The sequence below is a fragment of the Staphylococcus auricularis genome, from assembly GCF_001500315.1.
Classification (GTDB): Bacteria; Bacillota; Bacilli; order Staphylococcales; family Staphylococcaceae; genus Staphylococcus; species Staphylococcus auricularis.
In genome coordinates this window covers 43,433-56,214 of record NZ_LLER01000006.1, presented here as the reverse complement: position 1 = coordinate 56,214, position 12,782 = coordinate 43,433, and the positions used below count along the sequence as shown (strand labels likewise).

General features: G+C 34.6%; 10 protein-coding genes. 1 reads left to right on the top strand and 9 read right to left on the bottom strand.

All coding sequences use genetic code 11. From position 1 onward, the window contains the following. Window positions 1–27: 27 nt before the first annotated feature. From sbcC to arcA, 8 genes are all read right to left on the bottom strand, one after another. Complete coding sequence (sbcC, locus tag APS80_RS03730; protein ID WP_059106946.1) at window positions 28–3,057, bottom strand: exonuclease subunit SbcC; 3,030 nt, start codon at window positions 3,055–3,057, stop codon at window positions 28–30. Next, a complete protein-coding gene (gene sbcD / locus APS80_RS03725; RefSeq protein WP_059106945.1) occupies window positions 3,054–4,190 on the bottom strand; it encodes an exonuclease subunit SbcD in 1,137 nt (378 codons plus the stop codon). The genes sbcC and sbcD overlap by 4 nt, the downstream gene beginning before the upstream one ends. Before the next feature lie 182 nt (window positions 4,191–4,372). Beyond that, complete coding sequence (locus APS80_RS03720; RefSeq protein ID WP_059106944.1) at window positions 4,373–4,840, bottom strand: CcdC family protein; 468 nt, start codon at window positions 4,838–4,840, stop codon at window positions 4,373–4,375. Window positions 4,841–5,217: 377 nt separating this feature from the next. Further along, window positions 5,218–5,913, bottom strand: a complete 696-nt coding sequence (locus APS80_RS03715) for a Crp/Fnr family transcriptional regulator (protein WP_059106943.1) — start codon at window positions 5,911–5,913, stop codon at window positions 5,218–5,220. Between the two features lie 19 nt (window positions 5,914–5,932). After that, the gene (arcC, locus tag APS80_RS03710; RefSeq protein ID WP_059106942.1) at window positions 5,933–6,874 is read right to left on the bottom strand and encodes a carbamate kinase; all 942 of its coding nucleotides are present in this window, start codon (window positions 6,872–6,874) and stop codon (window positions 5,933–5,935) included. Window positions 6,875–6,890: 16 nt separating this feature from the next. Next, window positions 6,891–8,321: an arginine-ornithine antiporter gene (gene arcD / locus APS80_RS03705; protein WP_059106941.1), complete on the bottom strand. Its 1,431-nt coding sequence runs from the start codon at window positions 8,319–8,321 to the stop codon at window positions 6,891–6,893. Between the two features lie 112 nt (window positions 8,322–8,433). Then, the gene (gene argF / locus APS80_RS03700) at window positions 8,434–9,441 is read right to left on the bottom strand and encodes an ornithine carbamoyltransferase (protein ID WP_059106940.1); all 1,008 of its coding nucleotides are present in this window, start codon (window positions 9,439–9,441) and stop codon (window positions 8,434–8,436) included. A gap of 58 nt (window positions 9,442–9,499) precedes the next feature. Next, window positions 9,500–10,735, bottom strand: a complete 1,236-nt coding sequence (gene arcA, locus APS80_RS03695; protein WP_059106939.1) for an arginine deiminase — start codon at window positions 10,733–10,735, stop codon at window positions 9,500–9,502. A 395-nt stretch (window positions 10,736–11,130) separates the two neighbouring features. On the opposite strand from arcA, the gene APS80_RS03690 reads away from it, so the two are divergent. Then, window positions 11,131–11,598 carry an arginine repressor gene (locus tag APS80_RS03690; RefSeq protein WP_059106938.1) on the top strand — a complete coding sequence of 156 codons (468 nt, stop codon included), beginning with the start codon at window positions 11,131–11,133 and terminating at the stop codon, window positions 11,596–11,598. A 123-nt stretch (window positions 11,599–11,721) separates the two neighbouring features. Here the strand turns inward: APS80_RS03690 and APS80_RS03685 are convergent, their stop codons facing one another. Then, window positions 11,722–12,780 carry a PTS sugar transporter subunit IIC gene (locus APS80_RS03685; protein WP_059106937.1) on the bottom strand — a complete coding sequence of 353 codons (1,059 nt, stop codon included), beginning with the start codon at window positions 12,778–12,780 and terminating at the stop codon, window positions 11,722–11,724. Between the last annotated feature and the right edge of the window lie 2 nt (window positions 12,781–12,782).

The window sequence follows — 12,782 nt, the reverse complement described above, 5'->3', positions numbered from 1 at the left end:
TGTAATAAATCATGCAATTTTTATCAATTAATGGTGCTCAAATCGCACATGACTTTGATACTGATCTGTAGATACTTCTAAAATTAAATTGATTCGCTGTTTCAACTCGCTCACATGAGAAATAACCCCTACCATTCGTCCTGCAGATTTTAATCCGACAAGTGTGTCTATCGCTGTTTCCAACGTTTCTTGGTCTAACGTACCAAATCCTTCATCTATGAACATAGATTCAAGCGTCACGCCACCGGATTCTTGTTGCACTATCTCGCTTAAACCGAGCGCTAAAGCTAAAGAGGCTTGGAATGTTTCGCCACCAGATAACGACGTAATATGTCTTGATTTATTCGTATAGCCATCAAATACTTCAATTTCTAGTCCACTATAGCCTCGCGAAACTTGTTTTCTTCGTTGTAATTGATAACGTTCGCCCGTCATGATAGCTAGCCGATGATTCGCTTGAGTCAAAATACGATTGAGATAATAAATCAATACAAAATTTTCTAGCGTCAATTTCTGACTGTTATCTCCTGCTAGAATTTCGGCGAGTTGGAACACTTCTTTTTGAGATTTTAAATCATCATTTAATGCGTCAATGATTTGACGAATATCCTTAATTTTACGCGCATTTTCTTTTGCTTTATAATCATGTTCTGTTAAATCTTTACTATATTGCTCTAATTGTTGTTCTGCTTCATTAAATTGATGTTCCATCGCTTCTATATCTTCTATCGTTTGACCTGCTAAATCTTTTTTCAGCTGTTCCATTTGAAGCTCGTATTGTTGTTTGTTTTTATTAAATTGATTAATTTCTGCTTCTACAGCATCTTTATCATCGAGTTTAGCTATGGTTTGCTCGACCTGTTGTTGAGTTTCAAAACCAGAACGCGCCATCTCTTGTTCAATATTAGCTTGACCTTCAGTCATATGCTGTTCGACTTCTTCTAAATGAGTGGTTAAGAATTCGATTTGTGACGTATGATTATTAATTTGTTGGTTATGTTGTTGCTGAGCTTTTTCTAATTGATCCATACGCTGATGATATTCATTTATTTGTTTTTCATACTGTCGAAACACTTGTTTGAAAGTAGTAGTGTCGTCACATTGTGTCGTAGCTTTAAAATCATTTTGTTTCGTTTCACTTTGTTTAATTTCATTTTCTTGCTGTGCGATATCGTATTTTAATTGATACATCGATTTTTCTATATTTTGTTTTTGTTCGAGTTGTTGTTGAATTAAACGGTTGAACTCTGTCAATTCATTTTTCTGCTGTTGGTTTTTAGATAGTTGTTGTTCTAATTCTGTCGTATCATAATCATTCTCTAAATCTACCGTACTTTGATTAATTTTCTCATCGAGTGACTCTAAATCACTTGTCGCTTTGATGTAAGATTCTCTTTGCGCTTGTAATGAACGCTCTAATTGCTCTAATTCATTTTTACGTGATCGAATATTGTCAAAATCAATATGACCTTCTAAATGATGAATTTCACTCCCACATATCGGACAAGTTTCACCTTCATGTAAGGCAGCCTGTAGCGTTGTGATCATATCTTTTTTATTCGTTAAATCGAGCTGAGATGTATCAAATTGGTCGATTTGATGCTGAAGGTCTGCTATCTGTCGTTTTATTGCACTCGTTTTGTTTTGTTGTTCGTCTCTTTTTTTAATATCAATTTTTAATTGTTGTTGTAAATCTTGATTTTGTTTCACTGTTTTAATTTGATCATTTAACTCATAGATGGCTTCAGTAAGTTGACCAACTTTTTCATGATCTGGTTGGCGATTGTTAATTTGTTCCTCTAAATTTGTTGCTTGTTTAGCTAGAGACTGATATTCGCGTTGAGCTTTGTCTTTATTCGCTATCAATGTATCCATTGAATTAAAGATTGTTTCATATTCTGAAAGTTTATTGTAAAAGAGTGTTGTTCGTTTAATGTAACTTTCTTTCTCTTCTATCTCTTCTGTACACTGCTTCACATCATCGTATTGCTGCTCAAGTGTTTCAAGTTCTTGTTGTAGCGTTTTAAGCTGGGTCTGATGTGCTTGGATATCTTGATCTATCTGTTGACGACGTTTTTTATTGTTTTCTTGAGTTTCAATTAATTGGGCTAATGGTTTAACCTCTAACATTTCAGTTAACAGTTTTTGAAGTTTCTCTATGTTAGGTTTCTCTTCCATCAATTGTTGATAATCTTGATTTACCTGTTCAAGTTTTTGTTGCTTCGCTACCAAATCACGTTGATGGTCTAATTGCTTTCTAAGCTGTGTGACTGCTTGTTGCTGTGAGTTCTTTTGTTGTGTTAAAGATTGTGATATTTGCTCTGCTTTTGTTTCGAATTCTCCTAGATACACACTGAGTTTATCTGTTTGATCGACTTCTACTTCTTTATAATTTTTTAAAGTCTCATCCTCAAAATCGGCAATTTCACTTAACAAGTGTTTTAATCGATCATAGTATTTTTCTACATCATTTCGAATTTGTTTAATGTCTTCGCTAAGTTGTTGTTGAATCGCTTCGAATCGTTCACTATTAAATAATGTTCTTAATATCTTTTGTTTATCACTACTACTAGAAAGTAAAAATCGTTTAAATTCCCCTTGAGGTAAAATGAACAATTGTCTAAATTGTTCTGCATTCACACCTAAGAGAGACTTAATATAATCATCCCCATCTTTGATTTTCGATTCTCTTAATTCATACTGCTCATCTTCCCACTCATAGACTGCTAACTTACCTTGAGTCTGAGTCTTATTACCTTCTTTGATAAAGGATCCTTGTCTCATCACTTTGAAATACTTATCGCCTAATTTAAATTCGAAGGAAACTTGCATAGGAGATTTACCGTCAGCAAAATGACTTCGCAAATCACCTTCTGCTCTATCTTTCGTAGAAGCCGCACCATATAAGGCATATGTCATCGCATCAAATATCATTGTTTTACCTGAACCTGTCTTACCGCTAATTAAAAAGAGTTGGTCTTGGTTCACTTGTTTAAAATCAATCTTTTCATCTATAAAAGGCCCAAAATTGTACATTTCTAATAAGGCGGGTTTCATTTCAAATCACTATCCTTTGCTTCTGGATCGATAATATGCACTAACTTTTCCGTTTGTCGCTCCGTAAGTTGTTGTTCAGTAATATATTCATAAAATGTTCGAATGATGTCGATATCGGACATATGGTGAATTTCTGTTGTATCCTCTGTATTCGTTTCAGCAAAATGATGCGTTGTATTCATTAGAGATAACGTGTTTGGATAAATTTGTTTTAAATGCAACATCGGATCCATTACGTGAGACATATTCTGAAGTTTAAATTGAAAATAATTATTTTTATTGTCGACTTCAATACGTTCTTGTATGACATCGTCATAATCCGCTTCAATCACTTCAAGTTTTCTTCTCGGTTCTAAGGGTTTAAAAATACTTTGATGACCTTCATTTTTATCTACAGTGACACAGCGATAACCTTTTGGCTGGTTCGCTTCTGAAAACGAATATTGCAGTAATGATCCACTATAATGAATAAACTCCGAGTTGATACTAAACGGATGATGTAAGTGACCGAGCATGACGAGATCAATCATGTCAAACGTTTGTTGCGTTACTGATTCTACCGTTCCTATCGATAAGGGTCTTTCTGATTCTGAACGTGTCCCACCTTGAACGGTTAAATGACTGATTAAAATATTCGTTTTCGACGGATCCAAGACGCTTTTCATTTCAGCTAAGCAGCGTTCTAAACCATCTTGATATGTATCTATCTCTGGATCTTCAAAATAAGCTTGTAGCTCTGACACATTAGCAAATGGTAACGTATAAAAACAAGTATCCTCTATACAGATCGGCTCAACCATTTGATGTAATTGCGTGCGAATGTATAAATCAGCATGTTCAAACCATTGCGCTCCATATTCTAATCGCTCTCTACCATCATGATTTCCGTTAATCATAATCATCGGAATACCTAATTTCAAATTGATCCGCTGGGTCGTGGATTCTAACAATTGTATCGCTTCTTTGCTAGGGTAGCTTGTATCATATAAATCACCCGCCACTACAACGACATCTGGTTGTTCCGCTTCAACTGCATCCACAAACGCATCCAAAATATAAGATTGATCCTCTAAGAATGATTTACCATTTAAAATTTTACCTAAGTGCCAATCAGCTGTATGTATCACTTTCATCAACTTATCCTCCAAACAGAACATTTGTTCCCTTTCATTCTATGCGTTTTCATATTCAAAATCAACAAAAAAAGAACAGAAATGAAATCCCGTTTAAGATTTCAATGTTCTGTTCTCTATCATCCACTTTTTCTTAAATATTACAGTAGAAATAACGAGACTGCTTCTACGTGTACTCTGATTTATGAAATGATTTTATTTTTGAGTTTTCTATATTGATATAACATTGCTAAGCGCCATGGTAGTATCATACAAAATGCTAATAAAAAGAACATACCTGCAATTTCACCCGGATCAATTTCTTTACTTACAAAGAGCTTAATCACCGTTCTAATAACGAGTAATGAAATCAATATTATTGGAAAAGCTTTTGACCGTTTCATATAGACCTCTGCACCTCTAACTTCGAACCGAGAGGACCATATAAGTACAGTTGAGAATATTAATCCTAAAATAATACACTCAATAATTTCAGCACCCGTCAATCTAAAATAAGGTACGACAAACATCAATGCGCCGGTAGACATAAAAATAGGTGGTAAAATGATTTTTTTCTCATTAACTGGAAATTTTTGTGCTTTCATCCTTACAATGATAACGATAATACCCATGACAAAGGCCATACCAATTGAAAACACTAAATATATCATGTATTACACCTTCTTCATTACTTATCAAATAGCAATCTTAATCGTCAGTATACCACTATACAAGATAAATTTCAGTAGAATTTTATCGTAAAATTTTATGTCTCGGATTTTATAGAGTCACCTTTGCTTCTATCTTACTTTTCTTTCAACGGATGCTCTATACGCACTTTATGAAGTTTTCATAATCAAAATACATCTACAATACAAAGAAACCCTCACTAATGAGATAGCGAGGGTTGAGTGATGTGTCAAAATTTAAATGGTCAACATCGAGGTCGTATCGATGTGTAGCTGAACGTAAACTATGTTAATCGTAAATTCACTTAGATGATGATTAAAGATTAAATGATACTATTACGCTTTCGCACCATGGTTAATCAAATTGCTTTTAGTATGGCCTTACTAATAATCCAATTTTTACTATGATGCATTAATATATTATCTTCTTTTAATTCGTGGATGATATGGCCCGTCGTTTCGCGAGACACACTTGCTAAATTACTAATCATTTGGATCGTTAAAAATGATTTAATTTCATAAAATTCATCATTGTCATATCCGATTGTATGACATAAATAAATCAGTATTTTAATAATGCTTTCTTTCGCACTTTTCGCATTTAGCGCCATATGATATTCCATTTGTTGTTGTTCATTTTGGCACAGTAACTGATAGATACGTTTAAACACATTAGCATGATTGAGACAGAGATATTCCATAAAATCGATGGGTATCGAAATAATTACGCAATCAGTAATGGTCGTACACATTTCATTCGTCGTATGCTCTTGAAACAAGCTGTGTAATGGAAATAATCTGATATCTTTATTTAAAATGCGATAAACGTCACCATTTTTATTAAAGTGCTCACGTAAGACATGTCCTTCTAGCAAAAAATACATGTGACTCATATCATCAGAAGAATAGTAAACGACTTGTCCTTTATTATATTTTCTTGTAATAAATTCATTTTTGTATGGTCTTAATTCGGTGTAAGGTATATGAATAAATTGAGCGAGATGTTCTAAGTATTCTTCACTATGTTCGAGGGTTAGTGAATTATTATTGATCATACATTCTCCTCCTTAGAAACTATCGTTTAATTTGTGTACCCACCTTTCCTTCCAATGCTTCATAAGCATTAGTAAGATTTGTAATAATTACACGTTGACCATAGCCGCTTTCGAGAAAATCAATTGCTGCTTCAATTTTAGGCAACATTGATCCCTCTTTAAATGTCCCTTGATCAATATAATCTTTCAATGTCGCAACATCCACATCCGTTAACTTCTGTTGATTCGGTTCATTAAAATTAACATAAACATTTTCAACATTAGTTAATATCATAAGTGTATCAGCATCTATGAGTTGTGCCAATTTTTCACTCGCAAAATCTTTATCAATTACAGCTTCTACACCTTCATATGTGTTATGTTGTTTCACTACTGGGATGCCCCCGCCACCGCAAGCAATGATAATATTTTTATCCTCTACCAAATCGCTAATAAGTTTATGTTCTAAAATAGAAACGGGTAGTGGTGAAGGTACAACTTTTCGATAACCTCGTCCAGAGTCTTCTTTATATACAGAATCAGGATTTTCTTTTTGAAGCGCTTCGACTTCTGCTTTATCGTAAAATGGACCAATCGGTTTTGTAGGTGTAGACATACGTGGATCTTCAGGATCAACTTCAACTCGTGTGATAATGGTGCCTGCACGATGCTCACTTTCAATTTCTGTCAATATTCTGTTTATTTCAGTTTCTAACCAAAAGCCGATCATCCCTTGTGTCATTGAACCGCAAACATCTAATGGCATTGCAGGTGTTTGTTCACTATCAGCAACAGATTGTTGAATCAGCATATTGCCGATTTGAGGGCCATTCCCATGTGAAATCACAATATCTGTATCTGTTTTAAATAATGGTTTAAGTGTTTGCATCGTTTCACGTATCGCATTTCTTTGTGCTTCGGCAGAACCATCATCTGTTTGGATTGCATTCCCACCTAATGCAATGACAATTTTGTTATTCATAAAATTCACTCCTCTGTTAGAATACAGCTACAGCACCGATCGCTAATCTGTAAATGCCTATAATTGCTAGAATAATAATGATAATGAAGAAGATATAATCTAATTTCGTTAATGATTTTTTATTATTTTTTTGAACCGTTCTATAGACAAATAGTCCAGGTATATAAAGCAACATAGTTAATAACAAGTAGTCGATACCTGCAGCATATACAAGCCATACCGTGTAGATAGAGGCAATGATACCTATCAACCACTGTTTCGGTGTTGCGCGTTGTTTGGTTAAGTACGTATGTTTAATTTGGAAGAATGCGCTAAACATGTATGGTATTAAGATGGCACTTGATGCAAGAGAGAATGCGAATTGATAAGCGCTTTCTGTGAATAACATACTGATTAAAAAGATTTGTACTAATACATTGGTAATTAATAAAGAATTGACTGGTGCTTTATTTTTATTTTCTTTAGCGAACCATTTAGGGAATAATCCATCTTTTGCAACGATGAACGGTAATTCTCCTGCAAGTAAGGTCCAACCCAACCAAGCACCTAATACAGAAATGATTAGCCCAATATTGACAAATATAGAGCCCCAATGACCGACGATTTGTTCTAATACAGCAGCCATAGATGGATTAGATAATTCTGAAATATGATTTTGTTGAATGACCCCTTGGGCTAACACTGTCATTAAGAAATAGATGACAAGTACGGATACTAAACCAATGACAGTTGCTGTACCGACGTCTTTCTTACTTTTTGCACGGCCTGAGAAGACAACAGCACCTTCAATACCAGTGAATACCCAAACGGTTACGAGCATGGTGCTTTTAACTTGATCGAGTGTATCTCCCCAACTAAAGACACCTGCCTCACCACTTGTAATACCGTAAAAACCTTGCATGAACGTATCAAAGTTAAATACAGCGATCATACATACAATGACGAGTAGTATCGGAATTAATTTGGCAACGGTTACGATACTATTGATAAAAGCAGCAGTTTCTACCCCTTTTAAAATGAGGTAATGGACACCCCATAACAATACAGAAGCAACTAAAATACTAGGTAGGGTATTTCCATCTTTGAAAATCGGAAAGAAATTGCCGACTGCAGACATTAATAATGTGGCATACGCAACGTTACCGAGAAATGCTGCAAACCAGTAACCCCAGGCACTTGAAAAACCTATAAAATCTCCAAATCCCACTTGAGCGTAACTGTAGATACCACCATCTAAATCAGGTCTTTCATTCGTTAAATTTTGAAAGACAAAGGCTAGAGAAATCATACCAATGGCTGTAATGACCCAACCAATGATGATCGCTAAGCCACCTGCTTGATGCCCCATATCATAGATAATATTGAATGCACCGCCACCAATCATTGAACCTATGACGAGACCAATTAGCGACGTTTTACTTAATTTATTTGTATCTGATTCACTCATATGTCATGTCTCCTTTAAACAAAGGAGCAGGTTTAGAGCTACATATTGATGGTCTGGTTGATAACTGAGGCTGATCAATCGGATCTAAACCTGCTTGTACCTTTTAGTAAAATTATCCTAATGTCGCTGCCATGACAGCTTTGATCGTATGCATACGATTTTCTGCTTGATCAAATACTTTAGAATGTTCACTTCTAAATATCTCGTCAGTGACTTCCATTTCTGTTAAACCGAATTCTTTTTCAATTTGTTGACCGTAAACAGTATTTGTATCGTGGAATGCTGGTAAGCAGTGTAAGAAGATTGTGTCTTTTTTGCCAGTTTTATCAAATAATTCTTGATTGACTTGATAGTCTTTCAGTAAGTTAATGCGGTTTTCAAATTCACTTTCTTCACCCATAGAAACCCATACGTCTGTATAGATTACGTCAGCATCTTTCACACCTTCGTCGATGTTATCAGTAATTGTGACTGAACCACCATCTTGTTTCGCACGTCTTTCAGCAATATCAACATAATCTTGTGAAGGGAACAATTCTTTAGGTGAACAAATTGTTACATCAACACCGAGCATCGGACCCGCAACTAAGAGTGAATTTGCGACGTTGTTACGTCCATCACCCACATATGTTAATTTAATATGATCTAAGTGACCGAAGTTTTCTTTCACTGTCATATAGTCAGCTAACATTTGTGTTGGATGCCAAGCGTCAGTTAAACCATTCCATACAGGTACACCTGAATATTTAGCTAAATCTTCTACGACTTGTTGAGAAAAACCACGGAATTCGATACCATCGAACATTCTACCTAATACTTTCGCAGTGTCTTCTACCGTTTCTTTTTTACCTAATTGAATATCGTTTTTACCTAAAAATTCAGGATGCGCACCTAAATCAATAGAGGCCACTGTAAATGCTGCTCTTGTACGTGTTGAAGTTTTTTCAAATAATAGCGCAATATTTTTATGATCTAAATAACGATGTGGAATACCATTTTTCTTGTAATCTTTCAATGTAATTGCAAAGTCTATTAAATCACTAAATTCTTTTTTAGTAAAATCATCTTCTTTTAAGAAATGTCTTCCTTTTAAGTTAAGTGGTTTTTGAATTTCTGACATAATCTTTTCCTTCTTTCTTTATTTTAGATTTAAGATTAAAATGCATTTATTTACTCGATTAAATATCTTCTCTGTATAATGGTTGGCTCATACATCTTGGGCCGCCTCGTCCACGTACTAACTCACTACCGGTAATTTCGATAACTTTAACACCTTTATCTCGTAACAATTTGTTTGAGACGTAGTTTCTGTCGTAAGTGACGACAACCCCTGGACGAATTGTAAGCGTATTAGAACCGTCATTCCATTGTTCACGTGCACCATCAATCACATCTCCGTTACCAGTTGGAATGAGTTCTATATGGTCTAAATGAAGTGCATCTTCGAGTGTTTCTTGTAATTTATTTGTGTGAGTGATGTTGATATCTTCACCTTGTTCGTCTTTTTCTAATGTAAAGATATTCAAGTTACCTTCTTCTTTGAAAATAGCGGCATGCATTGTAAATTTGTCATAATCAATCATCGTAAATACTGTATCTAGATGCATAAAAGTACGACTGTTTGGAATTTCTATTGCGAGTACTTTTTTGAAAGTTGATTGATCATCAAATAGAATTTGTCTTGCTAAGCGTTCAACTGCTTGTGCTGAAGTACGTTCAGAAATACCGATGGCAACGACTTCTTGAGATAGAATTAATTCGTCCCCACCTTCAATGTTGAATGGTGAATTTCTGTCTAACCATACTGGTGTGTTTTCATCTTTAAAACGTGGATGATATTTCAAAATATACGTCATAAAGATAGATTCACGACGACGTGCGCGCCAATACATGCGGTTAACTGTCATGCCTCGACCTACAGATGCTTGTGGGTCTCTTGTGAAGTAAAGGTTAGGCATTGGATCAAGATAGAAAGGATAGCGGTCATCCATGTATTCAACAAGGTGATTAGTTTCTAGTTGAATTTCCTCTTTGCGAACACCTGCCATGATTTTCTCAACAAGTGCTTGATTATCTAAGTCATTAAAGAGTGCTTTGAGTTCTTTTTCATGACCCAATACTGTTTTTTGAGATTCTGCTAAAATATCATCGATGAATTGTTCACGTACAGCTGGATCTTCAATTGCTTCAGCGGTAAGTTGTTCTAAGTAAACCACTTCCACGCCTTCATCACGTAATACTTGAGCAAATTTGTCATGTTCTTCTTGTGCTACTTTTAAATAAGGAATATCATCAAATAAGAGTCCGCTTAAATGATCAGGTACCAAATTTTCCAGTTCTTTACCCGGTCTTTTAAGTAATACTGTTTTGAGCTCCCCGATTTCATTATTGACATGAATAGGTCCATTTCCCATTTTTATGTCCTCCTTCATCTTTGTTTGACTTTATTATAAAACGGTTTCATTACGAACTTTGAGAAGTTCTTCACAATGATCATGTACAAAACTTCATATAAAACAGGTATTCAATGCATTAAAACGATAATTTATACACTATAAGCATATAAAACTTGAAGAAATATGCATAATGAGATGAATTGAAAGTAATTAATTTTTACTATTTTATTTTCTATACGTTTTTATGCATTTATAGTCAAATTTCAATTTCAAACTAAAACACGTATAAACCTATAAAAATGATTAAATTTTGTTTTCGAGAAAAATTCTGTATATTACCGTTCAGAAATTCGGTATAATAAAAGTGAGCCTTATGTATGTATGGGAGCACATGCGAATAAGGAAGGGATTATATGAAAAAGAGTAAACGTTTAGACTTAATATCTATCATTGTTAAAGAAAATGACATTCATTCTAAAGCAGAAATTGTAGACTTGATCAATGACTATTTTGGTATTAAGTATAGTGTTTCAACAATAAGTAAAGATTTAGATGAATTAAATATTTACAAAATGCCCACCGCTAATAACGATCGATGTTATCAAAAAATCGAAGCTAATGTTCAACACGAGGCAAAATCTAAGTTGAAACAATTTTATGAAGAAGAAATAGAAAAGGTCACTATTAAAGAAAATTATCTGATTATCAAAGCATCTCCAGGATTCGCACAAAGTATTAATTTTTTTATCGATCTCATGCATTTAGATGAAATACTAGGAACGATTGCTGGTAATGATACGATTTTGATACTATCTAAATCAGCTGAATATGCGCATTTTGTTCATTACAAATTATTTAACCATACATACATTGCGAGTTAACGAAAATTAAAACAAGTGAACTAAACTTCACCGAGAGACTGAAAGCGGGCAAAGCTCAATATTCGTTAACTGAGTAAAAATAAAGCATCGATGTCACGCTATGTGCACCGATGCTTTATTTAATTATGATTCTGGTAATTCAAATTTATAAATTTCATCAGAATAAGGTTTAATTAATTTTTTACAAATTTGATGTACGAAAAACGCACACGTAAATGGAATGATTAAAAAGACGAATAATAGAATAATAATATTCATTATTGGATCGCCGCCCATCCGGTTATAAGCATTAATTGGTCCCACTAATCCTACATAACCAAATCCAGCTGACATCGGAGTTCCTTGTATATTCGCAAAATAAGCGAGTAAACCACCAATGATACCGTTAATGATAAGCGGCACCATAATGATTAAATGTTTGAAATAAACTGGAATCATCATTTTCGTAGCACCTGAGAATAACATGACATTGACACCAACTGAATTAATGCGTAATGAACCAAATAAGAACGTCACACAGGCTGCAACGATGCCTAAGTTTGCAGCACCGCTACCTAGACCCGTTAAACCTATAGCCGCCGCAATAGCCACAAGAGAGATCGGCGTCACCATTAATAAAGCAAAGGCGATACAGATTAAGATCGACATGACTAATGGATTCAACTCAGTAAACGTATTGATAATATTACCTAATCCCTGTGTCACTTTCGCTACATAAGGGAGTGTGATTAATCCAATGCCCCCACTTACAATTGGAATGAGTATAGGGATTGTTATCAATTCAAACGACCCTAATTTACCTTGAAGTAAGTAATAGATCAAACAAGCGATGATGAGGACTAATATCACATTGATAATGTCACCAATACCGACTAACTGAAAAGCACCATCTTTAAATTGTACAGCCCCTGATCCTAACTGGGCTGAGACACCAATTGTTGTAGCAACTGCCCCATTAAACTTGAAATGATAAGCTGCTAAAACCCCGATAATAAAAGGCATGAAAAATTGAACTAAAACAACCATTTGGAAAAGCGTCTCTAATACCACATTACCTTCTTTTAGAAACTTCAAAAGCTCACCTAATAAAGCATTAGGAGCTAAAGCAACGACTACACCGATACCTACTGCATTAAGCACATTCATTAAAAATTGTTTAACCGAAACCTTTTCTTGAGCCATAA